Origin of the sequence: Streptomyces humidus, from assembly GCF_014649655.1 — a bacterium.
Lineage (GTDB): Bacteria > Actinomycetota > Actinomycetes > Streptomycetales > Streptomycetaceae > Streptomyces > Streptomyces humidus.
Genome location: NZ_BMTL01000008.1, coordinates 259,976 through 284,766, shown reverse-complemented (window position 1 = coordinate 284,766; position 24,791 = coordinate 259,976). Strand labels below are relative to the sequence as shown.

Annotated in this window: 22 protein-coding genes; 12 read left to right on the top strand and 10 right to left on the bottom strand. The window is 73.5% G+C overall.

Translation table 11 applies throughout. The annotated features are described in order from the left end of the window. Window positions 1–32 precede the first annotated feature (32 nt). Together IE239_RS12285 and IE239_RS12280 are read left to right on the top strand one after the other, a co-directional pair. Window positions 33–1,355, top strand: a complete 1,323-nt coding sequence (locus IE239_RS12285; RefSeq protein ID WP_190149288.1) for a wax ester/triacylglycerol synthase family O-acyltransferase — start codon at window positions 33–35, stop codon at window positions 1,353–1,355. 104 nt (window positions 1,356–1,459) lie between these two features. Further along, window positions 1,460–2,968: an SDR family NAD(P)-dependent oxidoreductase gene (locus tag IE239_RS12280; protein WP_190149287.1), complete on the top strand. Its 1,509-nt coding sequence runs from the start codon at window positions 1,460–1,462 to the stop codon at window positions 2,966–2,968. Window positions 2,969–3,040: 72 nt separating this feature from the next. On the opposite strand, the gene IE239_RS12275 is transcribed toward IE239_RS12280, so the two are convergent. Both IE239_RS12275 and IE239_RS12270 read right to left on the bottom strand, forming a co-directional pair. Beyond that, window positions 3,041–3,808, bottom strand: a complete 768-nt coding sequence (locus IE239_RS12275; protein ID WP_190149286.1) for an SDR family oxidoreductase — start codon at window positions 3,806–3,808, stop codon at window positions 3,041–3,043. Between the two features lie 25 nt (window positions 3,809–3,833). After that, window positions 3,834–4,283 carry a hypothetical protein gene (locus IE239_RS12270; RefSeq protein ID WP_190149285.1) on the bottom strand — a complete coding sequence of 150 codons (450 nt, stop codon included), beginning with the start codon at window positions 4,281–4,283 and terminating at the stop codon, window positions 3,834–3,836. A gap of 458 nt (window positions 4,284–4,741) precedes the next feature. Between IE239_RS12270 and IE239_RS12265 the strand changes: the two genes are divergently transcribed. Then, window positions 4,742–4,915, top strand: coding sequence for a hypothetical protein (locus tag IE239_RS12265; RefSeq protein ID WP_106980896.1), 174 nt, complete (start codon window positions 4,742–4,744; stop codon window positions 4,913–4,915). A gap of 195 nt (window positions 4,916–5,110) precedes the next feature. On the opposite strand, the gene IE239_RS12260 is transcribed toward IE239_RS12265, so the two are convergent. After that, a complete protein-coding gene (locus IE239_RS12260) occupies window positions 5,111–6,454 on the bottom strand; it encodes an amidase (protein ID WP_190149284.1) in 1,344 nt (447 codons plus the stop codon). Window positions 6,455–6,665: 211 nt separating this feature from the next. Beyond that, a complete protein-coding gene (locus IE239_RS12255; RefSeq protein ID WP_190149283.1) occupies window positions 6,666–7,388 on the bottom strand; it encodes a FadR/GntR family transcriptional regulator in 723 nt (240 codons plus the stop codon). A gap of 165 nt (window positions 7,389–7,553) precedes the next feature. Here IE239_RS12255 and IE239_RS12250 point away from each other — a divergent pair, with 165 nt between their 5' ends. Genes IE239_RS12250 through IE239_RS12240 form a run of 3 tightly spaced genes read left to right on the top strand, consistent with a single transcriptional unit; the run spans window position 7,554 to window position 9,630 of the window. Continuing rightward, complete coding sequence (locus tag IE239_RS12250; protein ID WP_190149282.1) at window positions 7,554–7,892, top strand: hypothetical protein; 339 nt, start codon at window positions 7,554–7,556, stop codon at window positions 7,890–7,892. After that, window positions 7,889–8,647 (top strand): SDR family NAD(P)-dependent oxidoreductase, encoded by a 759-nt coding sequence (locus IE239_RS12245; protein ID WP_190149281.1) that lies wholly within the window; start codon window positions 7,889–7,891, stop codon window positions 8,645–8,647. Before IE239_RS12250 ends, IE239_RS12245 begins: the two co-directional genes overlap by 4 nt. After that, a complete protein-coding gene (locus IE239_RS12240) occupies window positions 8,644–9,630 on the top strand; it encodes an aldo/keto reductase (RefSeq protein ID WP_190149280.1) in 987 nt (328 codons plus the stop codon). Before IE239_RS12245 ends, IE239_RS12240 begins: the two co-directional genes overlap by 4 nt. A gap of 38 nt (window positions 9,631–9,668) precedes the next feature. Here the strand turns inward: IE239_RS12240 and IE239_RS12235 are convergent, their stop codons facing one another. After that, window positions 9,669–11,090: a lipase maturation factor family protein gene (locus tag IE239_RS12235; RefSeq protein WP_190149279.1), complete on the bottom strand. Its 1,422-nt coding sequence runs from the start codon at window positions 11,088–11,090 to the stop codon at window positions 9,669–9,671. Window positions 11,091–11,227: 137 nt separating this feature from the next. On the opposite strand from IE239_RS12235, the gene IE239_RS12230 reads away from it, so the two are divergent. The 3 genes from IE239_RS12230 (at window position 11,228) to IE239_RS12220 (ending at window position 14,765) form a co-directional block, all read left to right on the top strand. Further along, complete coding sequence (locus IE239_RS12230) at window positions 11,228–11,656, top strand: hypothetical protein (RefSeq protein WP_190149278.1); 429 nt, start codon at window positions 11,228–11,230, stop codon at window positions 11,654–11,656. A 62-nt stretch (window positions 11,657–11,718) separates the two neighbouring features. Continuing rightward, window positions 11,719–13,830 carry a SpoIIE family protein phosphatase gene (locus tag IE239_RS12225; protein WP_190149277.1) on the top strand — a complete coding sequence of 704 codons (2,112 nt, stop codon included), beginning with the start codon at window positions 11,719–11,721 and terminating at the stop codon, window positions 13,828–13,830. A gap of 71 nt (window positions 13,831–13,901) precedes the next feature. Continuing rightward, on the top strand, window positions 13,902–14,765 hold the full coding sequence (locus IE239_RS12220; RefSeq protein ID WP_190149276.1) for an Fpg/Nei family DNA glycosylase: 864 nt from the start codon (window positions 13,902–13,904) through the stop codon (window positions 14,763–14,765). A gap of 79 nt (window positions 14,766–14,844) precedes the next feature. Here the strand turns inward: IE239_RS12220 and IE239_RS12215 are convergent, their stop codons facing one another. The 3 genes from IE239_RS12215 to IE239_RS12205 all read right to left on the bottom strand — a co-directional run bounded on the left by IE239_RS12215 (window position 14,845) and on the right by IE239_RS12205 (window position 16,842). After that, a complete protein-coding gene (locus IE239_RS12215) occupies window positions 14,845–15,504 on the bottom strand; it encodes a zf-HC2 domain-containing protein (protein ID WP_190149275.1) in 660 nt (219 codons plus the stop codon). A 141-nt stretch (window positions 15,505–15,645) separates the two neighbouring features. Beyond that, a complete protein-coding gene (locus tag IE239_RS12210; RefSeq protein WP_190149274.1) occupies window positions 15,646–16,158 on the bottom strand; it encodes a hypothetical protein in 513 nt (170 codons plus the stop codon). A gap of 135 nt (window positions 16,159–16,293) precedes the next feature. Then, a complete protein-coding gene (locus tag IE239_RS12205; RefSeq protein WP_190149273.1) occupies window positions 16,294–16,842 on the bottom strand; it encodes a sigma-70 family RNA polymerase sigma factor in 549 nt (182 codons plus the stop codon). A gap of 192 nt (window positions 16,843–17,034) precedes the next feature. On the opposite strand from IE239_RS12205, the gene IE239_RS12200 reads away from it, so the two are divergent. Beyond that, a complete protein-coding gene (locus tag IE239_RS12200; protein WP_373308083.1) occupies window positions 17,035–18,219 on the top strand; it encodes a CapA family protein in 1,185 nt (394 codons plus the stop codon). Between the two features lie 362 nt (window positions 18,220–18,581). On the opposite strand, the gene IE239_RS12195 is transcribed toward IE239_RS12200, so the two are convergent. Next, a complete protein-coding gene (locus tag IE239_RS12195; RefSeq protein WP_190149271.1) occupies window positions 18,582–19,055 on the bottom strand; it encodes a universal stress protein in 474 nt (157 codons plus the stop codon). 102 nt (window positions 19,056–19,157) lie between these two features. After that, entirely contained in the window at window positions 19,158–20,372 is a 1,215-nt protein-coding gene (locus tag IE239_RS12190; RefSeq protein ID WP_190149270.1) for an RNA-guided endonuclease InsQ/TnpB family protein, read from the bottom strand. A gap of 158 nt (window positions 20,373–20,530) precedes the next feature. Between IE239_RS12190 and lysX the strand changes: the two genes are divergently transcribed. Both lysX and IE239_RS12180 read left to right on the top strand, forming a co-directional pair. After that, on the top strand, window positions 20,531–23,812 hold the full coding sequence (gene lysX / locus IE239_RS12185; RefSeq protein ID WP_190149269.1) for a bifunctional lysylphosphatidylglycerol synthetase/lysine--tRNA ligase LysX: 3,282 nt from the start codon (window positions 20,531–20,533) through the stop codon (window positions 23,810–23,812). A 138-nt stretch (window positions 23,813–23,950) separates the two neighbouring features. Further along, a complete protein-coding gene (locus tag IE239_RS12180; RefSeq protein ID WP_190149268.1) occupies window positions 23,951–24,790 on the top strand; it encodes a polysaccharide deacetylase family protein in 840 nt (279 codons plus the stop codon). Window position 24,791: the final 1 nt, after the last annotated feature.

Below are 24,791 nucleotides of genomic sequence, written 5' to 3'. Positions count from 1 at the left end.
CTTCTCACCCCATCGTGACGCGAGGCGAGCCCTTGACTGCTGATGATCTGCTGGCACCGCTGGACCTGGCGTTCTGGAACATCGAGTCCACCGACCACCCCATGCACCTCGGCGCGCTCGGGGTCTTCTCGGCCGGGTCGCCCGCCGCGGCCGCCCACGCGGCCGATCTGCTCGCCGCCCGGGCGGCCGCCGTCCCCGGCCTGCGCATGCGGATCCGGGACGTGTGGCAGCCACTCGCCTTCGGCGGCGCGGTGCGCGAGCCGGACCCGGACTTCGACCCCCGGCACCACGTCCGCCTGCACGACCGCGCCGCCGACTTCCAGGCCGAGGCCGGCCGGCTCATGGAACGGCCTCTGGAGCGCGGCCGCCCGCCGTGGGAGGCGCACGTGCTGCCCGGCGAGGACGGCATGTCCTTCGCCGTCCTCTTCAAGTTCCACCACGCCCTCGCCGACGGACTGCGGGCGCTGACCCTGGCGGCGGCGGTCCTGGACCCCATGGACCTGCCTCCGAGGCGGCCCCGGCCCGCGCAGCCCGCCGCGTCGCGCCTCCCCGATGTGCGCAGGCTCCCCGGCCTGCTGCGCGGGGCGGTCTCCGAGGTGGGCCGCGCCCTCGACATCGGCGCGTCGGTCGCCGTGTCGGGCCTGGGCGTCCGTTCCAGCGCCGCGCTCACCGCCGTGTCCACCGGCACCCGCCGCACCGCAGGCGTCGTCATCGACCTCGACGACGTCCACCGGGTCCGCAAGGTCGCCGGCGGCACCGTCAACGACGTCCTGATCGCGGTCGTGGCGGGGGCCCTGCGCCGCTGGCTCGACGAGCGCGGCGACGGCAGCGCGGGCGTGCGGCCCCGCGCGCTGATCCCCGTCTCGCAGCGGCGCCCGCGTTCCGCTCACCCTCAGGGCAACCGGCTCTCCGGGTACATGCTGCGGCTTCCGGTCGACGACCCGGACCCGCTCGGCCGGCTCGCCCACTGCCGCACCGCCATGGACCGCAACAAGGACGCGGGACCCGGCCGCGGCGCCGGCGCGGTCGCCCTGCTCGCCGACCACGTCCCGGCGCTCGGCCACCGTCTCGGCGGGCCCCTGGCCGCCCAGGCCGCCCGGCTCTGGTTCGACATCCTCGTCACCAGCGTCCCGCTGCCCGGCTTCGGCCTCAAGCTCGGCGGGAACGCGGTCACCGAGGTCTTCCCGTACGCCCCCCTCGCCCGCGGCCAGGCCCTGGCGGTCGCCGTCTCGACCTATCGCGGGCAGGTCCACTACGGGCTGGTCGCCGACGCCGAGGCCGTCCCCGACCTCGACCGGTTCGCGGCCGCGCTGACCGCCGAGGTGGAGACGCTCATCACGGCCTGCGGCTCTTGACGCGAACGGGTTTGGAGGAGCGGCCCGGCGCTCCGTAAAATTCCCCGTTCGTAGGGCGGGCGCGGTCGGAGCGCCGCACACGTGAGCAGGGAAGCGGCAGCGCGATGACGGTGACAGAGGACGGCTCGGCGGCGATCGCGGACGACGTCGTGGACGAGGTCGTGTACGGGCCCGGCATCGATCCGGAGCGGCTCGCGGTGTGCCTCGCCGTGCTGGAGGAGCTCGACGCGCTGGACGTCGACCACCCCGACGCGATCGCCGTGCGCAGGGCCACCGCCGGCGTCTACCGCACGGTGAAGCAGCGCCGCAGGCAGGAGCGCCGGGCCGCCAAGACCGCCCACGACAAGGCGGTCACCGAGGCCACCGCCACCGGCTCCGCCCAGCGCATCGACGACGAGACCGAGGGCATCCTGCCGTCGTCCGTGACGGAGGAGGGCAGGATCGCCGGGATACTCCAGCGACCGCGCTCCTGCTACACCTGCAAGACCAGGTACGTCGAGGTCGACTACTTCTACCACCAGCTCTGTCCGGCCTGCGCCGAGCTGAACCGCTCCCGCCGCGACGCCCGCGCCGACCTCACAGGAAAGCGCGCGCTGCTCACCGGCGGCCGCGCCAAGATCGGCATGTACATCGCGCTGCGGCTCCTGCGCGACGGCGCGCACACGACGATCACCACGCGCTTCCCCAAGGACGCCATCCGCCGCTTCAAGGCCATGGACGACTCCGCCGACTGGATCCACCGGCTGGAGGTCGTCGGCATCGACCTGCGCGACCCGGCGCAGGCCGTGGCCCTCGCCGACCGGGTCGCCGAGGCCGGTCCGCTCGACATCCTCGTCAACAACGCCACGCAGACCGTGCGCCGTCTGCCCGCCGCCTACGCCGCCCTGGTCGACGGCGAGAGCGCCCCGCTGCCCGCCGGTGAGCTTCCCGCGCACCACGTCATCGGCGCCTTCGGCTCCGGCGCGGTGGACGGTCTGGCCGCGCTGCCGGTCGGCATCAGCGGCATGGACGCCCAGCAGGTCGCCGACCTCGCGCTGGTCGCGGGGAACGCCAGCGTGGCCCGGCACCTCGACGGCACCGCGATCGACGCGGGCGGCCTGGTCCCCGACGTCGTCGACACCAACACCTGGGTGCAGACCATCGAGCAGATCTCCCCGGTGGAGCTGCTGGAGACCCAGCTGTGCAACTACACGGCGCCGTTCATCCTGATCAGCAAGCTCCGCCCGGCCATGGCCGACGCCGCGAGGAAGGCGACGAGCGGGCGCGCGTACGTCGTCAACGTCTCGGCGATGGAGGGCGTCTTCGGACGCGGCTACAAGGGCGCAGGCCACCCGAACACGAACGCCGCCAAGGCGGCGATGAACATGGTGACGCGGACCAGCGCCCAGGAGATGTTCCAGGCCGACGGCATCCTGATGACCTCGGTCGACACCGGCTGGATCACCGACGAGCGCCCGCACTTCGACAAGCTGCGGCTCGCGGAGGAGGGTTTCCACGCGCCGCTCGACCTCGTCGACGGGGCGGCCCGTGTCTACGACCCGGTCGTGCGGGGCGAGGCGGGCGAGGACGTGTACGGGGTCTTCCTGAAGGACTACGCGCCGGGCAAGTGGTAGCGACACCGGTCGCTCGAGGAGGCGCGGAAGGCGCGGAAGGCGCGACCGGCCTGCCCCGGCGCGCCACCCGCGTCACGGCGGCACGCGGGCTCTTCGCACCCGCGTACCGCCGTCCACCAGCAGATCCGCGCCCGTGATCCACTCCGCCGCGTCCGACGCCAGCCACAGCACCGCCCTCGCCACGTCCTCGGGCTCCCCGATGCGGGCCAGCGGCAGGCCGGCCGCGGTCTCCCGCTCTCCCGGCTCCCACACGAACCGTGCCATCTCGGTGCGGACGAGGCCGGGGGAGACCGAGTTGACCCGGACGCCCGGCCCCAGCTCTCCGGCCAGCTGCTGGGTGAGGTGGAGCAGCGCGGCCTTGCTGGTGCCGTACGCCCCGACGCCGGGACCGGTGTGCGCGGCGCCCTCGGTGCAGATGTTGACCACCGTCCCGCCGTGTTCGCGCATCCAGCCGCGCCACGCGCACTGCACCAGCCGCAGCGGCGCCTCGACGTTCACGGCGAACGCCTCCCGCCAGAGCGCCGGGTCGGCGTCCATGAGGGGGCCGTACGGCCGGTTCGTCGCCGCGTTGTTGACCAGGACGTCCAGCCGGCCGAACTCGCGCAGGCACAGACCGGTGAGTTCCTCGGCATGGCCGGGGTCCACGACGCTTCCGGCCAGGCCCACCCCGTCGAGTTCCGCGGCGGTGCGCCGCACGTCGTCCGGGTCGCGTGCGCTCACGCACACGTGCGCCCCGGCGTCGGCGAGCGCCCGCGCCACGGCCCGGCCGATGCCCCGGGTGGCCCCGGTGACGATCGCGGCCCTCCCGCGCAGACCGTACTTCCCGTGCGACGGCGTCATCGGCGAACCGTCTCACGACGGAACGTCAATCAACAGCCCTGAGACGGGAGTTGCGTGCCGCTACCAGTTCCAGCACGGTGCGCCAGTCCTCCAGGACCCCGGCGTCGAAGGCGGTCGTCAGAGCGTCCTCGACGGCCTGGCGCAGGCTGAGCAGGTCGTCGTCGACGGGCAGCGCACGGCAGGGATGCAGCCGCACGAGACGGGCGACCCGAGGCCCGAGCAGCGGCCGTACCGCGTCGGCGGCGAGCTCCGCCCGGCCGGCCGGGTCGGCGGGGCGCAGCAGCCGGCCCACCGGGCGGACCAGGCCGGCGAGCTGGAGCTCCTTGTCCGCGGGCCGGCCGCGGCGCAGCAGCGCGGCCGTGCGCAGCGCGTGGTCGTGCAGGTCGGCTCCTGGACCCGGGCCGTGCGCGGCGTCCCGTACGCCCCGGCACGCGTACAGGAGGTCCATCAGCTCCTCGACGCTGCGCAGCTCCATGCGTCAGTCCTCCCGGGAGTCAGCCGTTCTGCACATCAGCAGATCATGGCCTGCTTGCGATCCGGCGAACGGGGCCTGAACGACGCGCCCGGATCGGCACCGGTGTTCACCGCCGTACGCCGGACGAGTGAACCCAAGAGGTGCACCGGGGTGGAAAAGGGTTCAATTCACCTGCGGAGACATACGGATGACTCGCCATGGTTACCCCAAATTTTCGAGCCCTATCGAGCGGCACCCCGCTCATCTGGTTAGGCTGTAGCCGACGGACAGCAGGACGGAGTGCCACCCACACCCATCGTCCGTCTGGGACAAGCCGGTTCACCACGGCCAGCTCTCCTGGGAGTCACCGGCGCAACCGTGTCGCCACCGACTCCAGCCCGACCCGAGGGAGCGTCCAGCGCCGGACCGCAGAGTGGCCGGCACGCCCCGAGGGTGATCCGACACATAAGGAGTGCGCGGTGACACCGGAGAAGACGAATCGCGAGCAGCGCCCCAAGGAACGCACGGAGCGCGCCGGCCGCCGACCTGGCGAGCTCGGCAGCCTGGACGTGTGGGCGCGCTCCGCCCCGATCCGCCTGGCGGGCTACGAGGACGACCTCGCGGAGCCCCACATCCTGCCCAGCGTGGACTGAACCGCCCGCAGGATCCCTCGCGATCGCCGACCGCATGGGCGTGCACCCACACAGTCCACGCCCATGCGTCCCTCCGCCCTCTCCCATCTCCGCGCCGCTCGGGCCCCGGCGCCCCGCGCACCTCCCCGCCCCGGACCCCACCGGTACTCCAGGCCGCCCCGCCTCCCGGCTGTCCGGGCTCCGCGGTGCTGCCGCTCAGTCCAGCGGCGCCGTCCGTCGCCACGGACGCAGGGTCTCCATCTGCTCGGCCACGCGCAGCAGTCGGCCCTCGGATCCCGGCCGGCCCACCAGCTGCACCGCGGTGGGAGCGCCGGACGGCAGCGTCCCGAACGGGACGGTCATCGCCGGCCAGCCGGTCAGGTTCCACGGCGGGGTCAGCGGCGAGTAGTTCGTGTTCACCGCGATGTTGCGCAGCCAGCCCCGCTCGTGCCACGGCGCCGACTTCGGCGACCGTCGTGCCAGCGCCGGAGTGAGCAGCACGTCGTACCGCGCGAAGAACGGCTCCAGACGCCGGCGCAGCTCCTCCCGCGCCGAACCGCCGCGCACTCCCTTCAGGAAGCGTCGGCCGACGGCCGCGTGCACCCGGGTGCGCCGCGTCAGCAGCCGGGCGTCCAGGCCCTCGGCGTCCACGGCCGTGCCCGCCGTCCAGTGCGCGAGCGACGTGACGCTCAGCGACAGCGGATACGGCGGCTCGGCCCGCTCCACGTGATGGCCGGCCCGGACGAGCACCCCGGCGGCCTCCCGGGCCGCGTCCCTGTACGGCCTGCTCACGGTGACCCCCGCCAGCGGGCTGCGCACCGAGACGGCGACCCTCAGCGCCCCGGCTTCCACCTGCTCCGTGACCTCGGCGCCGGCCAGGACCGACAGCATCAGCCGCGCGTCCTCCACGGTCGTCGCCAGCGGGCCGTTCTCCGACATGCCGAACCAGTCGCCCTCCCCTATCCCCGCCGGCACGACCCCGTGGCCCGGCTTGATCGTCACCAGCCCGCAGTTGGCGGCCGGGATGCGCAGGGAGCCCATGCCGTCGTTGCCGAGGGCGATCGGCGTCATCCCGGCGGCGACCGCGGCCGCGCTGCCGCCGGAGGAGCCGCCCGCCGTGCGGGAGACGTCCCACGGGTTGCGGGCCGTGCCGTGGACGCCCTCCGTGGTGCCGAAGACGCACAGCTCGGGCACGTTGGTCAGACCGACGACCACCGCGCCGGCCGCCCGCAGCCGGGCCACCGTGACATGGTCGGCGCCGGCCGGCGCATCCGGTGTCGCCGCCGAGCCGACGCGGGTCGACTCGCCCCGCACCCCGAGGTTGTCCTTGACCGCCACCGGCACCCCGGCCAGGGGCAGCTCGGCCAGATCGGCGCGGGCGGTCACCTCGTCGGCCTCGGCGAGCGCGGCCGCGGCGCGGACCACGCGGAACGCCCCGACGCGCCCGTCCAGCCGTTCGATCCGCGCGAGGTGCTCGGCCACCACCTCGCGGGGCGTGACCTCCTTCGCGCGTACGGCGGCGGCGATCTCGACGGCGGTCCGGCCGACCCAGTCGGTCACGGCAGCTCCTCGGGTGGTCACGGCAGCTCCTCGGGGGTGTCCACTACTCGCGAGTACGTAGGAGAACTCTGCCCCGCCGAGCCCCTCCCGTCGACCTCGAGCGCGAGGCCGACGCGACCCCTGCGCCCGCGCGCCGCCCGAGGCTCCCCGTGTCGTCCCCGTGCGAGCCCGGTGCCGCCGCCGAGCGCGCCCGCGGTCCGGGTCTCCCGGCTCAGACGGGCACCCGGGCCTGGGCCCTGAGCCAGTCCTCCACCTCGCCCACGTGAGCGGCCGCGGCCGCGCGGGCGGCCTCCGGATCGCGGGCGAGCAGCGCGCGGTGGATCGCGGCGTGCTCGCGGCGCGTGCGGGCGAAGGCGCCCTCTTCCTGGTAGCCGCGCCACACGCGGGCGCGGAAGGTGCGCGAGGAGACGCCCTCCAGGATCGCCGCCATCGTCTCGTTGCCGGCGGCCGAGGCGACCGCGCGGTGGAAGGCCAGGTCGTGCGCGAGGATCTCCTCCGCGTCGTCCGTGGCGTTCATCGCCGCCAGATGCCCTTCAACGACGGCCAGCTGCTCCGGAGTGATACGGGCCGCGGCCAGCGCGGCGGCCGTCGACTCCAGGATCCGCCGGACCTCCAGCAGCTCCACCAGCCGCGTCCCGCGTGAGAGGTCGGCCACCACGCCGAAGGTCTCCAGGAGGTCACCGGCCTTGAGCTGGGTGACGTAGATGCCGGAGCCGTGGCGGGCCTCCAGCACGCCCAGGACCGTGAGCGCCCGGATCGCCTCGCGCATCGAACTGCGGGAGATGCCCAGCTGGGCCGCGAGATCGCGCTCGGTCGGCAGCCGCTGGCCCGGCTCCAGCAGCCCGTCGCCGATCATCGCCTTGATCCGCTCGATGGCGCGCTGCGTCACGGTGCCCTTGGGAGCGGTGGTCGCGCTGGGCGGGGTGTCTTCCACGTGGCCTTCTCCTGTCGCCGGTGCGCCGGGGCCCGGCCACCGAAGTGGTCGGACCACTCTGGCCGTGAACCTGGTGAAAACGCTATCGGGGGGTGTTGCGGCAGGGAAGTGGTCTGATAAATATACGGCAGCAATCGTATGTCCCGCCCGATGAGGAGCCGGCCGATGGCGCCCCCGCCCCCCGCCCGCGTCACCGCGGTCGACACCCCCGACATCCGCATCCCCGCCCGGCCCGAGTCCGGCGGCTCCCGCGCGACGGACCCCGGCGGCCGTGTTCCCGGCCCGGCGGTGTCCCGCGAGGGCCGGCGGACGGCGCCCGGCGCGGCCGGCTCCTCGACGTCCGTGCGGGCCGAGCCGATCGTGCGGGGCGAGTCGGCCGTGTGGGGCGAACCGGCTGTGCGGGCCGAGCCGGCCGTGCGCGGCGAGTCGATCGTGCGGCACACCCATCCCGGCGGCGGCCTGCGGACCGTCGGCCGCGAAAGCCGGAAGGAGAAGGCGGCGTGAGCGACTTCGAGGGGCTGACGGCCCTGGTGACGGGGGGCGGCTCAGGCATCGGCCGGGTGACCGCCCAGCTCCTGGCCGAGCGCGGCGCCCGGGTCGCCGTCCTGGACCTCGACCTCTCGGGTGTCGAGAAGCCTCTGCTCGGTTACCGGGCCGACCTCGGGGACGACGCCGGCGTGCGCGAGGCGGTCGCCGCCGCCGTCGCCGAACTCGGCGGGCTCGACGTGCTGGTCAACAACGCGGGCATCGGCGCCCAGGGGACCGTCGAGGACAACGACGACGCCGAATGGCACCGCGTCCTGGACGTCAACGTCGTCGGCATGGTCCGCACGTCGCGCGCCGCTCTGCCGCACCTCAGGCGCTCCTCGCACGCGGCCGTCGTCAACACCTGCTCCATCGCGGCCACCGCGGGCCTGCCCCGGCGCGCCCTCTACAGCGCGGCCAAGGGCGCGGTGTACTCGCTGACTCTCGCCATGGCCGCCGACCACGTCCGCGAGGGCATCCGCGTCAACTGCGTCAACCCCGGCACCGCCGACACCCCGTGGGTCGGCCGGCTGCTCGGAGCGGCCGACGACCCAGCCGCCGAACGCGCCGCGCTGGAGGCCCGCCAGCCCATCGGCCGCCTGGTCAGTGCGGCCGAAGTCGCGGGCGCGATCGCCTACTTGGCGAGCCCTCTGTCCGGCGCCACCACCGGCACCTCGCTCGCCGTCGACGGCGGCATGCAGGGCCTGCGGCTGCGCCCGGAGGGCGCCCGATGACCCGCCTCGGCCGCAGCGCCGTCCAGGTCAGCGCTCTGGGTCTCGGCGCCGCCCCCCTCGCCAACCTCTACTCCGAGGTCACCGACGAGCAGGCTCACGACACCGTGACCGCCGCCTGGCAGCGGGGCGTGCGCTACTTCGACACCGCGCCGCACTACGGGCTCGGCCTGTCCGAACGGCGTCTCGGCGCCGCCCTGCGGGACTTCCCGCGAGCGGGATACACCGTCTCCACGAAGGTGGGCCGCCGCCTGGAACCCCTGGACCCGCCGGACGGCGACGACCTGGCCCACGGCTTCGCGGTGCCCGCCACCCACCGCCGGGTGTGGGACTTCAGCGCCGACGGCGTGCGCCGGTCCCTGGAGGCCTCGCTGGAGCGGCTCGGCCTCGACCGTGTCGACGTCGTGTACCTCCACGACCCGGACGACCACGCCGAACAGGCATTCCGCGAGGGGTATCCCGCCCTGGAGGGACTGCGCTCGGAAGGCATGGTGGGCGCGATCGGCGCGGGCATGAACCAGGCGGAGATGCTCACCCGCTTCGTCCGTGACACCGACGTCGACGTGGTGCTGTGCGCCGGCCGGTACACGCTGCTCGACCAGCGCGCCGGCGCCGAGCTGCTGCCCGCGGCCCTCGAACGAGGTGTGTCCGTGGTGGTCGGCGGCGCCTTCAACTCGGGCCTGCTGGCCGATCCGAGACCCGATGCGACGTACGACTACGCCCGGGCGCCGGCCGACCTGCTGGAGACGGCCCTGCGCATGAAGGCGGTCGCGGACCGGTACGGCGTCCCCCTGCGCGCCGTCGCGCTGGCCTTCTGCGCCGCCCATCCGGCGGTCGCGAGCGTCCTGGTCGGCGCCCGCTCGGCCGCCGAGGCCGAGGACTGCGCCGAGCAGTTCGCCGTCCCCGTCCCCGCGGCGCTCTGGGAGGAGCTGCGGGAGGACGGACTGCTGCCCGCGGGGGAGCCGTCGGAGCGCTCGTCGGGGTAGCCGTCGCAGCGGATCTCGGAGACTACCGCCGTGCGCGGCTACGGCCTGGGGGCCGGTCCGGCCAGCCGGGTCGGCGGCAGATACTCGCGCACGTACGTCCGCTGCCACCACGCGCCCGTCTCCCGCCGCTCCCGCCGGGTCGTGAACCGGTAGCGGAACAGGCGGGCGCGGACGTGCCGCGGGGGCCGGCCGGGCGGGAACGGCGAGCCGCGCAGCAGCCTCAGCGTGTCGCGGTCGTTCTCCAGCAGCCGCTCCACCAGGGCGGCGAACCACGCCCCGGCGTACGCGGGGGAGAGCGCCGCGAACCACATCATCCAGTCCAGGCGCAGATGGCAGGGGGCGAACTGGCCCGGCCGGCGGCGGGGATCGCCGGGCTTGCCCCGGAACTCGTACTCCCGCCATTCGGAGTCCTCGCGCGGCGCCTCGTCGAGCGTGCCCTCGACCACCACCTCGTAGCGGATCCGGCTGACGCTGCCGAACGCGCCGTAGGTGTTGACCAGGTGCAGCGGATCGAAGGAGCGGTTCATCACCTGTCGGCGGGAGAGCATGTTGACCACCGGGCGGTAGCTCAGGAACAGCAGCAGCGCGGCCGTGGCGAGAACCACGACCTCGAACCACAGGGGCGCCGCGGCGGCCGTCGGGTGGCCGCCCGGCAGGGCGAGCGCGGGCACGGCCAGGACGACGGTGATCCAGTTCAGCCAGGCGAAATTGCCCGACAGCACCAGCCACAGCTGGGTGGCGATCATCAGGGACGCCGCCGCGGTCGCGACCGGCTGCGGCGCGAACAGCAGGAACGGCACGACGAGTTGGGTGACATGGTTGGCGGCCGCCTCGACGCGGTGCAACGGCTTCGGCAGCCGATGGAAGTACCAGCTCAGCGGGCCGGGCATGGGCTGGGTCTCATGGTGGTGGTAGAGGCACGTCAGCTTCCGCCAGCAGGCGTCGCCCCGCATCTTGATCAGGCCCGCGCCGAACTCGACCCGGAACAGCAGCCAGCGCAGCAGGAAGAGCACGAGCACCGGCGGCGCCACCTCGTCGTTGCCGAGGAACACGGCGAGGAAGCCGGTCTCCAGCAGCAGGGACTCCCAGCCGAACCCGTACCAGGTCTGCCCCACGTTGACGATCGACAGGTACAGCGCCCACGGCAGCAGCCACAGCGCCATCGCCGCCCCCAGCGGCACGTAGGCGTCCACCCCCGCCAGCAGGGCCGCCGACACCGCGCACCCCGCCCAAGCGCAGAGCGCGAACAGCCGGTCGGAGTACCGCAGGTGGAACAGGCTCGGGGTCCGCCAGAAGGGCGAGCGCCGCACGAACCCGGGGATCGGCAGCATCCCGTGCTCGCCGAGCAGCGGACGGAACTGCAGGGCCGCCGTCAGGAACGCGACCAGGTACACACCGGCCAGGCCGCGCTGGAAGACCAGCCGGCTCTGCCAGTACTCGGGTGCGGTGAACCAGTCCACGGCCGTACGCTCCTCCTCCGCACCGCCCGGTCACGGTGTGTGTGCGAGTCCTCCGCTTGCGTGACCGGTGCGGGTGGGGCAGACAATAGTGGGCGAATCCCCGAGAGGGGCAGATCGAGTCGATGCGGGAGAACGTGGTGCGACCACCCACTGCCACCCTCCTCACCGCCTGTGCGCTCTCGGCGGCGCTCCTCGTCGCCGGCCGCGGCGGTGTGGGAGCGAAGTACACGATGCCGGGCCCGGAGGCCGTCCTGCCGGCGGCGCAGGGCCGCGTCCTGTTCGCCGACCCCCGAACCGACCTCTCGGACACCGGCTCCGATCCCTCGGACACCGGCTCCGATCCCTCGGACGCCGGCTCCGGCCTCTCGGACACCGGTTCCGACCGGGATCCCGGCGCGGGCCTCGACCGCGCGGCCGCACCCGACGCCGTCGGCCCGCGGACGGTCCCTGAGGTCCCCGACCTGCCCGACGGCGGCGGGCTGATCCCCGACGGACCGGACGAGTCCGGCGGCCTCGACCCGTCCGACCCCATATTCGGCAGCCCTGCCGGCTCCGTCCTCGGCTGACCGTGGCCGAAGGCCCGCGCTCCCCGGTCGAGGAATCGGGCGAACCCTGGCAAGGTGGCCCCATGGCTGATCGGGGAGCGCGTGCCCTGTCACCCCCGGACGACTGGCCCGCCCACCCGGATCCGTTCCTGGCGCTCAACCGCATGGGCCGTTTCGACTGGGACCTCGACTCGGGACAGTGCCACATGGACGCCCGGGCCCACGAGATCCTGGACATCAGCCCCGGCGAGTACGACGGCGATCCGGCGTCGCTCGCCGCGCGGGTCCCGCCGAACGAGGCCACCCGCCTGGACGCTCTCGTCACGCAGGCGATCAAGGAAGGCAGCGAGCACTACGGCGCCTACTTCCGCACGCGGCTGCGCGACGGCGCCCTGCGCTGGACCCACACCCAGGGCTGCATCCGGCGCGACGACACCGGCCGCCCGCGTCGCATCATCGGCATCGTGCGCGACGCGACCGAGGAACTCGGCGACCTCGCCGCCCGCCGCGACGGGGACACCCTCGACCACGCGCGCCGCGAGCAGACCAACGTCGTCCAGCTCACCACGGCGGCCCTGGCGCACGCCCGCACCGTGCAGGACGTCATCGACGTCCTCAAGGACACCCAGGGCCTCACTCATCTCGGCGCGACCAGTCTGGTCATGGGCCTCGTCGAGGCGGGCCGCATCCGGCTGATCGCCGAGGGGCCCGAGGGCAGCTTCGTGCCCGGCACGCTCGTCACCCGGATCGACGAGCCGTACCCGATGAGCGAGGTCGTGCGCACCCTCGCCCCGCGCTTCATCGAGTCGCCGGACGAGTTCGCCCGCGGCTACCCCGTGCTGTGGCCGCACCTGAGCGACCTGAGGATCACCTCGGCGGCCTATCTGCCGCTCATCGTGCAGGCCCGCCCGATCGGCGCCATGGGCCTGCTCTACAGCGACCGGCACGGCTTCACGCCCGAGGAGCGCAACATCCTCGTCGCCCTGGGCAGCAGCATCGCGCAGAGCCTGCAACGGGCCATGTTCTACGAGCAGGAGAAGGACATCGCCCAGGGCCTCCAGCAGGCCATGCTGCCGCGCACCATCCCCAGCGTGCCCGGCGCCGACGTCGCGGTCCGCTACCGGGCCGCCACCATCGGCGGCTCGCACGGCCGTGACATCGGCGGCGACTGGTACGACCTGATCCCGCTGCCCGGAGGCGCCTCTTCCGAGGGAGGCCGCGTCGGCGCCGTCATCGGCGACGTCCAGGGCCACGACACGCACGCGGCCGCCGTCATGGGCCAGCTGCGCATCGTGCTCAGGGCCTACGCGGCCGAGGGGCACACCCCGGCCACCGTGATGGCCCGCGCCTCCGTCTTCCTGCACGAACTCGACACCGACCGTTTCGCCACCTGCCTGTACGCGGAGGTCGACCTGGCCACCGGGGTCGTCCAGGTGGTGCGCGCCGGACACATCGACCCCCTGCTGCGCGACCCCGACGGCGCCTGCCGGCGCGTCGCGGTGCCCGGCGGGCTGCCGCTCGGGCTGTCCGCCGAGTTCGGCAGCCTGGAGTACCCCGTCGGCACCATCGAGCTCGACCCCGGCCACACGCTGCTGCTGTGCACCGACGGGCTGGTCGAGCAGCCCGGCGCCGACCTCGACGACGGCATGCTCGCCCTCGCCGCGTTCATCTCCGCCGGCCCCGGCGACGTGCGTAAACTCGCCGACCAGCTCATCGACGTCGCCGAGGAGCGGGGCGGGGACGACGACGTGGCCCTGCTCCTGCTGCGCCGCCGCGGTCCGGACGGCCCCCAGTCCGGCAACCGGCTCCAGCAGCATGTCGCGCCCGGCGATCCGGAGGCCCTCACGGAGGCCCGGCACATGATCCGCGCGGCCGTGCGCGCCTGGGGCGACCGGGACCGCTCCGACGAGATCGAGCTGGTCGCGGACGAGCTGATCACCAACGCGCTCATGCACACCGAGGGCGCGGCGATCGTCACGCTGCGCGCGCTCACCGGCGGCGGACGCCGGCTGCGGGTCGAGGTCGAGGACACCTCCAGTGCCCTGCCGCGGCGCAGGGAGGCGGGCGAGTCGGGTGTCTCCGGGCGGGGCCTGATGCTGGTGGACCTGCTCACCGACGAGTGGGGCGTGGAGGCACGCGGCGGCGGCAAGTGCGTGTGGTGCGAGTTCGCGGTGCCGCCACCCGACCGGCCCTGACCGGCCCTGACCGGCGCCGTGCCGTGCCCGCACCGCGAGGCGATGCCCGTCCCGGGTGGCACTCTGGACGTATGCCGGAACTTCCCGAGGTCGAAGCACTCAAGGACTTCCTGGCCGAGCATGCCGTCGGCCACGAGATCGTGCGCGTGCTGCCCGCCGCGATCAGCGTGCTGAAGACGTACGACCCGCCCGTCACCGCCCTGGAGGGCCGGCCGGTCACCGCCGTGCGCCGGCACGGCAAGTTCCTCGACCTGGCGACCGGTGACGGCCCGCACCTGGTCGCGCATCTGGCCCGCGCGGGCTGGCTGCACTGGAGGGACCGCCTCCCCGACGGCCCGCCCCGCCCCGGCAAGGGCCCTCTGGCCCTGCGGGTCGCCCTGGAGACGGGGGAGGGCTTCGACCTGACCGAGGCAGGCACCCAGAAGCGGCTCGCGGTGTACGTGGTGCGCGACCCGCGGCAGGTCCCGGGCGTCGCCCGCCTCGGGCCCGATCCGCTCGCCGACGACTTCGACGAGGCCCGCTTCGCCGCGCTGCTCGCGGGCGAGCGGCGCCGCCTCAAGGGCGCCCTGCGCGATCAGGGCCTGATCGCGGGCGTCGGCAACGCCTACAGTGACGAGATCCTGCACGCGGCGAGGATGTCCCCGTACAAACTGGCCTCGTCCCTGACCCCGGAGGAGACCCACGCCCTCTACGAGGCCCTGCGCACCACGCTCACCGAGGCGGTCGAACGTTCGCGGGGGCTGGCGGCGGGGCGTCTGAAGGCCGAGAAGAAGAGCGGTCTGCGCGTCCACGGCCGTACCGGCGAGCCCTGCCCGGTCTGCGGCGACACCGTCCGGGAGGTCTCGTTCAGCGATTCCTCGCTGCAGTACTGCCCCACCTGTCAGACGGGCGGCAAGCCGCTGGCGGACCGGAGGATGTCGCGGCTGCTGAAGTAGCCCCCGCGGCCGGACCGGGATGCGGGCGACCGCCCCGCGCGCCGACCCGGAGCGACCTGAACTCGCTCCGGTGCGACGATCAGTGCGCTTCCAGCGTCACCAGGTGCTCGCCGGCCGCCGTGCGCAGCTCGTAGGCGACGATCTCGTCGGGGTGCCAGGCGGCCGCGCCCTGCATGGTGTTGGGGCGGGCGTCGTGCCGGGGCACGGTCCAGCTGGTCACGGTCTGCTCGGAGCCGTCGGCGCCGATGGCGATCAGGCGGCAGGAGCGGGGGCCCGCCCCGTCCTTGACCTGCAGCTCCACATGGCTGCCCCACGCCTCGTTCTCCGTGGTGACCTGCGCCCACACGCCGGACTTCTCGTCGGTGGCGGTGAGCCGCACGGAGTCCTCACCGCCGCTGCCGCCGCCCGCTGCCATGGCGAGCACGGGAGCGGCCAGGGCGACGACCACCGAGGCGGCCACCGCGTACAGCACCCGTCGGCGCACGGCCCGGTGCCGGACCGCCACCTCGGCGAGCAGCCGGTCCAGCAGCTGCGGGCCGGGGCCGGCGAAGGGGTGCACGGTGCGCGGGGTGGCGCGCCGGTAGAGCATCATCTGACGCGCGGTGGGACCGAACTCGGTGACCTGCGCCGCACACTGAGGACACTCCATGAGGTGGTCCTCGAAGCGGAAGGCTTCCGCTTCGTCCAGCACGCCGAGCGCGTACGCGCCGACGTCGCGATGCCTTTCCAGGGACCTCATGCCGAAACCTCGTGCCGTTGAGTGCCAGTGGGGTTACTCCTTGCTCCCACCGGTACGCACCGGGCCGGCGAATCACTCAAGGCGCGTACCGAATCGTGACCGAGATGTTCGGAGCGGTCCGGCCCGCGGATTGGTGTGAATCTAGAAAAGATGAATCGCCAGATGGCCGAGAGGCAGTCCGAGCTGCCAGGCGGGCGTCCACACCTCGGGTTCCTCGCCCTCGCCGGCCGGGGAACCGCCCGGCGCCGCGTCGAGATCGGGGGCGAGAAGCTCCGTCTCCTCCAGCCAGCGCCAGGCCGCGGCCGCCAGTTCGAGATCGGGTGAGGGACCTTCCGACCGGGCGGCTTCGGCTCTCAGTTGGGACATACGTTCGTCGACCCAGTTCTGCCACGGCTGGTCGTACGCCGTGAGCGAAAGCCAGGTCTCCAGTTGGGTGACGACCCGGATCCCGGACAGCTCGCCGTCGGTGTCGGAGAGGAAGATCGTCAGTGCCAGGGCGTCGCGCCCGGCGCGGAACTCGAAGGACGTCGGCGGCATCAGATCGCCGGTCCGCAGCAGTTCGTCGGCGATGTACTCGGCGTACAACCAGGCCATGGGAACGGTGAGTTCACCGCCGCCGGTGCCGTCCGTGCTCTGGTGACCTCTGTGCAGCATCCCTTCCTGCCTTCCTCCGGTGCTTGCGGTCGCCCGTCGCCGGGACCCCAGTCCGCAACACGGACAAGGACACCCGATTACCTCAAGGGGGTCCACGGCAAGGCGCTTTACGGAGGCTTGACCCGATCGTCGGTTTCAGTGCAGGTCGGCCGCGTATCCCGGAAGCACCCGGCGCAGGGCGCGCAGCGCGTAGAACGCGCGCGACTTCACGGTACCGGGCGGGATCCCGAGCGCCTCGGCGGCCTCCGCCACACTCGCCCCCTGGAAATACACCAGCACCAGGACTTCACGGTGTTCCGGAGTGAGTGTCTTCACAGCCTCGCGCACGTCGAGGGCGGCGGCCGCCCGTTCGGCGTGGTCGGCGCAGACGGGCGCGTTCTCCAGGACGGCGTCCCCGACCTCGGGCGGGCGCGCCTGCCGGGCCCGCCGCGCGTCGATCGCCAGCCGTCGGCCCACGGTGAGCAGCCAGGGCCGTACGGAGTCGAAGGCGTCGGCGCGCAGCGCCTCGGGGTGCTGCCAGGCGCGCACCAGCGTCTCCTGGACCAGGTCCTCGGCGCGCTGGCGGTCGCCGTCGCACAGGCGCAGCAGCAGTGCGAACAGCGGTCGGCCGTGTTCGCGCTGCAGTGCGGCGAGTTCGTGTTCGGCGGTCGTCGTCCTGGCGTTGAGGGCGGTTCCGGCGGTCATGGGCGTATGCCACCGCAACGGGCCGGATCGGGACAGGGTGCGCACACGGCTCTGCGGCGGACGGTCGATCGCGTCGACGAACGGTTCGACGAACGGTCCGGGCTACGCCGATCGCAGGCATCGGCCCTGGACGGAGGGAGTGCCGGAGCGATCCGCCGCCGCCGATGGACTAGTAGTGATACGTGCGTAAATATGACAACCCATGCGAATCGGGGTGATCCGGTGCTCGACCGCAGACACCTGGTGGCCCTGGCCCTGACGGCCCTGCTCGCGTCGGCCGCCGCCTGCCAGGCCCACGACCACCGATCGGCCGGCCGGCCCGGACGCGCCGCGCCCCCCGCCGCCCGCGGCTTCACGCTCGTGGCCTCCGGCGACCTCCGCCCGCACGCCACGGTCGTCGACCGCGCCCGTTTCGACGCCGGCGGCGCGGGCTACGACTTCCGGCCCGTGCTCGAGGGCGCCAAGTCCGTCGTCTCCGCCGCCGACCTGGCCCTGTGTCACCTGGACACGGTCTTCGGCGCGAACGGCGACCACACCGGACCGACCGCCGCCACGTCCCCGCCCGAGATCGCCGAGGCGCTCGCGGCCACCGGTTACGACGGCTGCTCCACCGCCTCCGGCCACAGCCTGGACGACGGCGCCGCCGGCGTAGGGCGCACCCTCGACGCGCTGGACGCCGCCGGCGTGCGGCACGCGGGCACCGCGCGCACCGAGGCCGAGGGCAACTCGGTCACCCTTCTGCGCGCGGGACCGGCGAACGTCGCCCACCTCGCCTACACCTACGACACCGGCGGTCGCCCCCTTCCGCAGGGGCAGCCCTGGAGCGTCGGCCTCGTCGACCCGAACCGGATCCTCGCCGACGCCAAGGCCGCCCGGAAGGCGGGCGCCGACGTGGTCGTGGTGTCCCTGCACTGGGGCACCGAATGGCAGGAGGCCCCCGACGACCGCCAGCTCGCCCTCGCCCGCGCCCTCACCGCCTCGCGCACCGGCGGCCGCCCCGACATCGACCTGATCGTCGGCGCCCGCGCTCACGTCCCCCAGCCCTACGAGAAGGTCAACGACACCTGGGTGGTCTACGGCCTGGGGGACCAGATCGCCGGCGAGATGTTCAACGGCCAGGGCCTCCAGGACGCCCGCGGGACCCAGTCCACCGTCGCGCGCTTCACCTTCTCCCGGCCCGCCCGGCCCGGCGGCCGCTGGGAGGTGCGCAAGGCCGAGTTCCTGCCCCAGTCGTTCGACATCGACGCCGGCCGGGTGGTCGACCTGGACCGGGCCCTCGCCCAGGGCGCCGAAGTCGGGGGCGTGCGCGACCGGATCAGGAACGTCACCCTCAGCCGGGGCGCGGGCGCGGCCGGGCTGGTGGAGGGGGAGCGCTGACCCCCGAGGCGCCCGTCGGCGCCGGGCCCGGGGCGCACGCCGGCGGGCCCGGGCCGCGGCGGGCGCCGGCGCGCCCGGCCCGCGAGGGCGCTACCGAACTCTTGCCCAGTGCTCCACCCTTCAGGGTGGAGGTGTAGGGCATCCTGCCCCTGGCGGCCCGGAGGGCCGCAGATTCATGGCAGGATCGCCTTGTCCGACGACGTAGTTGTCGGATCTACCGCCGGACGGGCGGGATGTCAGGCCTGCGGAGGCCGTGTAAGACCGATCCTCACCGGTCGGCAGTGGCCCGTGAAACAGGAACCCGAGGTGGTACCGCGTAGCGGTACGGACCGGAATCTCCTGCCCTCGGGCAGGGGAGGGCGTCAAGGCACCACGGTCACCGGCCAGCGCCCGGCCTTCACCAGCCGCACCGCGACCGAGCCCACGATCCGGTGCCCGGCCTGTTCGGAGGCCCCCACCACCACCGCGTCCGCCTTCAGCCGGTCCGCCGCCTTCACCAGACCGCCGTAGGGATCGCCGCGGAAAGTATGGAACTCCCAGCGCACGTCGAATATCCCCCGGGTCCGCTCGGTGGCCTCCCGGATGTGCGCGACCAGGTCCTCGGCGATCTCGTCGGTCGTCTCCGCGACCGGCGCGCCGAGCGCCGCGCCCGTCGCCATCACCGGTTGTACGTACACCACCGCGAGCAGTGCGTGCTGACGGCGGGCCAGGCCGCCGGCGTAGGCCGCGGCGCGCAGCGAGGACGGAGAGCCGTCCACCCCCACGAGGACGACCTTGGGGCCGTCCGTGCCCCGCTCGAACTGGTGGGCCGGCTGCTGCGAGTGCTGTTCCGTCACGGCCAGAGGCTATCGGAGGCACCGGGTCCGGCCCGCGCGCGGGCCGCTCGACGGGCGGCCGTCACCAGGTGTTCCTACAGTCGAGACGTGACACTCCCCCGCCTAGAGGCGGGGGCTTCTCGGCTCGCGCCGGGAAGCTTCCTGCTTCATCGCCGACTGCCCGCCCGGAGTTCTCCGTTGAGGTCTCACGCCAGCTCCACAGGCCGACACCGCCAGTCCGGCGGCCAGCAGGTTCTTCGCCGCGTTCACGTCCCGGTCGTGGGTCGTGCCACAGCTGTCGCACGTCCACGTGCGGACGTTGAGCGGCATCTTCCCTTGGAGGGTGCCGCAGGTGGAGCACAGCCTGGACGAGGGGAAGAAGCGGTCGACCGCGATCACTTCCCGCCCGTACCAGGCGGCCTTGTACTCCAGCAGGTTGCGGAACTCCGACCATGCGGCATCCGAGATGGCGCGGGCCAGGGACCGATTCCTGACCATGTTCCGCACGGTCAGGTCCTCGATCACGATCGTTTGGTTCTCACGAACGAGTCGAGTGGTCAGCTTGTGCAGGCCGTCACGGCGACGGTCGGCAATCCGGGCATGGATCCTGGCGACCTTCTGTCGGGCCTTGCGCCGGTTGGCGCCGTCGCCCCTGGCTTTCTTCGCCAGGCGGCGCTGGGTCAGAGCAAGACGGGCACGGTCGCGGCGTTCATGCCTCGGGTTGGCGATCTTCTCGCCGGTGGACAGGGTCAGCAGATGGTCCAGGCCGACATCCACGCCCACCGCTTTGCCGTTCGCGGGCAGCGGCTCGACGGCGGGGTCCTCGCACAGCAGGGAGACGAACCAGCGCCCCGCACCGTCCTGGGACACGGTGACCGTGGACGGCTCCGCGCCCTCGGGCAGCGGACGGTGCCACACGATGTCCAGCGCACTGGTCATCTTCGCCAGCGTCAGCTTCGCGTCCCGGAACCGAAACCCGCTGGTGGTGTACTCGGCAGACTTCCGCGACTTCTTCTTCGACTTGAAGCGAGGGTACTCGGCCCGCTTACCGAAGAAGTCGGTGAACGCCGTCTGCAGGTGCCGAAGACACTGCTGGAGCGGCACCGAGGAGACCTCGTTGAGGAACGCCAGTTCCTCGGTCTTCTTCCACGCCGTCAGCATCGCCGACGTCGCGTTGTAGTTCACCCGCTCCTGTCTGGCCCACGCCTCGGTACGGGCGGCGAGCGCCATGTTGTAGACCTTGCGGACGCAGCCGAACGTGCGAGACAGCTCCGCCGCCTGCTCGTCCGTGGGATAGAAGCGGTACCGATATGCCCGCTTCACCTGCGCCGTGATCATGCTCACAAACTAACGGGACCATGGTTAAGGATCAAATCCTGTAGGTCAGAGCACGGTCTTTCGCCCTGGCGGCGAAACCCCGCTCCTTGCCCTGCTCCGCAGGAGCCTCGTTTCCTCCCCCGGCTGAAGCCGAGGGTATCCACGAGGGAGTCTCAAGGATGAATGCCCCCGTGGGGACCGCCACGGCTGCGGGCGCCGCGGGTCCGGCACGGCGCCCCGCGGGCCGCTTCCTCAGCCGGGTGCCCGAAGCCTTCGCGACGTTCTTCGGCGTCCTCGCCCTGCTCTGCGTCCTGCTGGCGCTGGTCCCGCCGCTGCGCCGCCTGCTGCGTCCGGCCGTCCGCTTCCTCGACCTGCTCATCGTCCCGGTCAGCGCCAACCTCGCCTACGCCGTCTTCCTGCTGCTGCTCGCCGCGGCCACCGCCGCCCGCAAGAAGGTCGCCTGGTGGCTGGTGGTCGTCTACCTCACCCTGCTCGTCCTCACCGACGTCCTCGGCGTGGTCCTCGGCCTGTACGCGCAGTCGGTCCCGTCCCTGGTCGTCTGCGCGCTCGCGCTGGGCGTCCTGGTCGTCGCCCGGGGGGAGTTCTACGCCGCCTCCCGGCGCGCCGCCCTGCGGCGGGCGCTCGCCGTCCTGCTCGTCGGGCTCGCCCTGGCGATGCTCGCCGGCTGGGGCCTGGTCGAGCTGTTCCCGGGCACGCTGCCGGAGGGCCAGCACCTCGCCTGGGCCGCCAACCGGGTCCTGGGCGGCCTCGTCTCCGCGGGCTCCTTCGACGGCCGTCCGCCGCACGCCCTGTACTTCCTGCTCGGCCTCTTCGGTGCCCTCGCCCTCCTCAACGCCGCCGCCGTCCTCTTCCGCTCCCAGCGCCTGGAAGCGGCCCTGCACGGCGACGAGGAGCCCCGCATCCGCGCCCTGTTGAGGGCCTACGGCGGCCAGGACTCCCTGGGCTACTTCGCCACCCGGCGCGACAAGGCCGTCGTCTTCTCGCCCAGCGGCAAGGCCGCCGTCACCTACCGCGTCGAGGCCGGCGTCTGCCTGGCCAGCGGCGACCCCGTGGGCGACCGCGAGGCCTGGCCGCACGCCATCGCCGCCTGGCTGGACGTGGCCCGCCGGTACGCCTGGGCGCCCGCGGTCATGGGCGCCTCCGAGGCCGGCGCGAGGGCCTTCGCCCGGGCCGGCCTGGGAGCCCTGCAACTCGGCGACGAGGCCATCGTGCACGTCGCCTCCTTCGACCTGGGCGGCCGCGAGATGCGGGTCACCCGGCAGGCGGCGAACCGGGTGCGACGCACCGGCGCCACCTGCCGGATCCGCCGCCACTCCGCGCTCACCGAACAGGAGATGGAAGAGGTCGTCGACCGCGCCGACGCCTGGCGCGACACCGAGACCGAACGCGGCTTCTCGATGGCCCTGGACCGCCTCGGCGACCCCGCCGACGGCGACTGCCTCCTCGTGGAGGCCCTCGACGAGGACGGCCGGCTGCTCGCCCTGCTCTCCTTCGTCCCCTGGGGCGCGGACGGCGTCTCCCTGGACCTGATGCGCCGGGACCGCTCCGCCCCCAACGGCGTCATGGAGTTCATGGTCGCCGACCTGTGCGCCGCCGCCCCCAAGCTCGGCGTGCGCCGGATCTCGCTGAACTTCGCCGTCTTCCGCTCGGCCTTCGAGGAGGGGGCCCGCATCGGCGCCGGACCGGTGCTGCGCCTGTGGCGGCGCCTGCTGCTGTTCTTCTCCAAATGGTGGCAGCTGGAGGCCCTCTACCGCTCCAACGCCAAGTACCGCCCCGAGTGGTACCCCCGCTTCCTCTGTTACGCCGACGCGGGCTCCCTGGCCCGGGTGGGCCTGGCCTCCGGCATCGCCGAGGGCTTCGTCCCGGTGCCCTCCCTGCGCAAGCTGTGGGGCAGGAGGCGCTCCACGGGCGGGCCGCGCGCAGCCACCACCGAACGCCTGCCGCCGGCCGCGGCGCCCGGCCCCGACGCAGGCGGCGAGGCCGGCTCAGCCGGGCCGGACGCGGGCCTGCCCGACCAGGTCCGCGTCCGCCGTCGCGCCCTCGACCGGCTGCGCGCCGCCGGCGCCGACCCCTACCCGGTCGGGCTCCCACCCCGCACCCATGCCCTCGCCGAGGTGCGCGCCGGCGAGACGGTCACCGTCGCGGGCCGCGTCATGCGCGTCCGCGACTTCGGCGGCATCGTCTTCGTGACGCTGCGCGACTGGTCCGGCGACCACCAGCTCGCCCTCGCCCGCGACGCCCTCACCGACGCCGCCCTCGACTCCTTCCGGGCCGACGCCGACCTCGGCGACCACCTCTGGGCGACCGGCACGGCGGGCGCCAGCGACCGGGGCGAACCCACTGTCTTCGTCACCTCCTGGCAGCTCACCGCCAAATGCCTGCACCCCCTGCCGGACAAGCGCCGCGGCCTCACCGACCCCGAGGCCAGGGTCCGCATGCGCCACCTCGACCTGATCTCCAGCCCCGCCGCCCGCGACGTGATCCGGGTCCGCTCCGACGCCGTGCAGGCGCTGCGCCGGGGACTGCTGGAGCGCGGCTACCTGGAGGTCGAGACGCCGGTGCTCCAGCAGATCCACGGCGGCGCCCAGGCCCGCCCCTTCACCACCCACATCAACGCCTACGACCTCGACCTGTATCTGCGCATCGCGCCCGAGCTCTACCTCAAGCGGCTGTGCGTCGGCGGCCTGGAAAAGGTCTTCGAGATGGGCCGCACCTTCCGCAACGAAGGCGTCTCCCACAAGCACAACCCCGAGTTCACGATGCTGGAGGCCTACCAGGCCTACGCCGACTACGACGAGATGCTTCACCTGGCCCGCGAGCTGATCCAGGGCGCGGCCACGGCCGCCTTCGGCTCACCGGTCGCCCGCAGGGGCGGCCGGGATTACGACATCTCGGGTCAGTGGCCCGTCAGGACCGTCTACGGCGCGATCTCCGACGCGCTCGGCGAAGAGGTCGACGCCGGCTCCCACCTGACGGTCCTGCACCGGCACTGCGACCGCGCGGGCGTCCCGTACCGCCCCGACGACGGCCGTGGCGACGTCGTCCTGGAGATGTACGAGCGACTCGTCGAGGAGAAGACCCGCCTCCCCACCTTCTACAAGGACTTCCCCACCGACGTCTCCCCGCTCACCCGGCAGCACCGCCTCGACCCGCGCCTCGCCGAACGCTGGGACCTCGTCGCCTTCGGCACCGAACTCGGCACCGCCTACTCCGAGTTGACCGACCCGGTCGAGCAGCGTCGCCGGCTGACCGAGCAGTCCCGGCTGGCCGCGGGGGGCGACCCCGAGGCGATGGAGCTCGACGAGGACTTCCTCGACGCCCTCGAGTACGCGATGCCCCCGACCGGCGGCCTCGGCCTCGGAGTCGACCGCCTGGTCATGTTCCTCACCGGCCTCACGATCCGCGAGACCCTGCCCTTCCCGCTGGTACGCCGCCGCTGACGCCTTCGGCGCGGCCCCGGCGCGCACGGTCGGGCTCACGCCCCCCGAGTACCGCGACTGCGCCGGGCGGGTGGAAACGTGCCGCCGGTGCGGTGTCGGTGGGGTGGGCCGAAGGCCCGCCGGGCGACTGATGACTGCATGAAGAAGGAGCAGTTGTTCACGCGTCGCCGGGCGTTGCTCGCCGGCGCCGCCGCCGCAGCAGCGGCCGGCACGGCCGGAGTGTTCGTAGGGGGCGAGGACGGCGAGCCGGTCAGGGCCGCCGCCCCCGCCGCGGGCGCCCCGGCACGGAGCCTCCCGCTGAAACCCTCCGCCTACCGCCTCCAGCCCCTGACCGGCTACGGCCCCCTGCCCGCCACCCCCGGCCGCACCCCGGTGCGCCACGAGCCGCTGCTGAGCATGACCGGCCGCGGCCGCACCATGGTGCTCACCTTCGACGACGGCCCCGACTCCCGCTACACCCCCCGCATCCTCGACACCCTGGCCGAGTACGACGTGCACGCGATGTTCTTCGTGTGCGGCGAGATGGCCGTCGACAACGCGGACCTGCTGACGCGGATGGCCGACGAGGGCCACATCATCGGCAACCACACCTGGTCGCACCCTCTGCTGACCCGTCTCACCCGCCGTCAGATCCACTCCGAGATGTCCCGCACCAGCGACGTCATCGAGGAGGGCTGCGGGGAGCGGCCCCGCTGGTTCCGGGCCCCCTACGGCGCCTGGAACCGCGCGGCCTTCCAGATCGGCTCCGAGCTGGGCATGGAGCCGCTCGCCTGGACGGTCGACACCCTCGACTGGACCACCCCGGGCGCCGGCGCCATCGTCGACCGGGTCGAGAAGGGCGCCGCGCCCGGCGTCGTGGTGCTCTCGCACGACGCCGGAGGCGACCGCTCGCAGAGCGTGCGGGCGCTGAGCCGCTACCTGCCGCACCTCCTGGACTCCGGCTACCACCTCACCGTGCCCCGGCGGCGGTACGCCTGAT

What these genes read in the sequence shown, in the direction of transcription:
- IE239_RS12280 (WP_190149287.1), top strand. Translation starts at nt 1,460, where the DNA reads ATGACGGTGACAGAGGACGGCTCGGCGGCGATCGCGGACGACGTCGTG.
- IE239_RS12275 (WP_190149286.1), bottom strand. Translation starts at nt 3,808, where the DNA reads ATGACGCCGTCGCACGGGAAGTACGGTCTGCGCGGGAGGGCCGCGATC.
- IE239_RS12270 (WP_190149285.1), bottom strand. Translation starts at nt 4,283, where the DNA reads ATGGAGCTGCGCAGCGTCGAGGAGCTGATGGACCTCCTGTACGCGTGC.
- IE239_RS12250 (WP_190149282.1), top strand. Translation starts at nt 7,554, where the DNA reads ATGGCGCCCCCGCCCCCCGCCCGCGTCACCGCGGTCGACACCCCCGAC.
- IE239_RS12240 (WP_190149280.1), top strand. Translation starts at nt 8,644, where the DNA reads ATGACCCGCCTCGGCCGCAGCGCCGTCCAGGTCAGCGCTCTGGGTCTC.
- IE239_RS12225 (WP_190149277.1), top strand. Translation starts at nt 11,719, where the DNA reads ATGGCTGATCGGGGAGCGCGTGCCCTGTCACCCCCGGACGACTGGCCC.
- IE239_RS12220 (WP_190149276.1), top strand. Translation starts at nt 13,902, where the DNA reads ATGCCGGAACTTCCCGAGGTCGAAGCACTCAAGGACTTCCTGGCCGAG.
- IE239_RS12215 (WP_190149275.1), bottom strand. Translation starts at nt 15,504, where the DNA reads ATGAGGTCCCTGGAAAGGCATCGCGACGTCGGCGCGTACGCGCTCGGC.
- IE239_RS12210 (WP_190149274.1), bottom strand. Translation starts at nt 16,158, where the DNA reads ATGCTGCACAGAGGTCACCAGAGCACGGACGGCACCGGCGGCGGTGAA.
- IE239_RS12205 (WP_190149273.1), bottom strand. Translation starts at nt 16,842, where the DNA reads ATGACCGCCGGAACCGCCCTCAACGCCAGGACGACGACCGCCGAACAC.
- IE239_RS12200 (WP_373308083.1), top strand. Translation starts at nt 17,035, where the DNA reads ATGACAACCCATGCGAATCGGGGTGATCCGGTGCTCGACCGCAGACAC.
- IE239_RS12190 (WP_190149270.1), bottom strand. Translation starts at nt 20,372, where the DNA reads ATGATCACGGCGCAGGTGAAGCGGGCATATCGGTACCGCTTCTATCCC.
- lysX (WP_190149269.1), top strand. Translation starts at nt 20,531, where the DNA reads ATGAATGCCCCCGTGGGGACCGCCACGGCTGCGGGCGCCGCGGGTCCG.
- IE239_RS12180 (WP_190149268.1), top strand. Translation starts at nt 23,951, where the DNA reads ATGAAGAAGGAGCAGTTGTTCACGCGTCGCCGGGCGTTGCTCGCCGGC.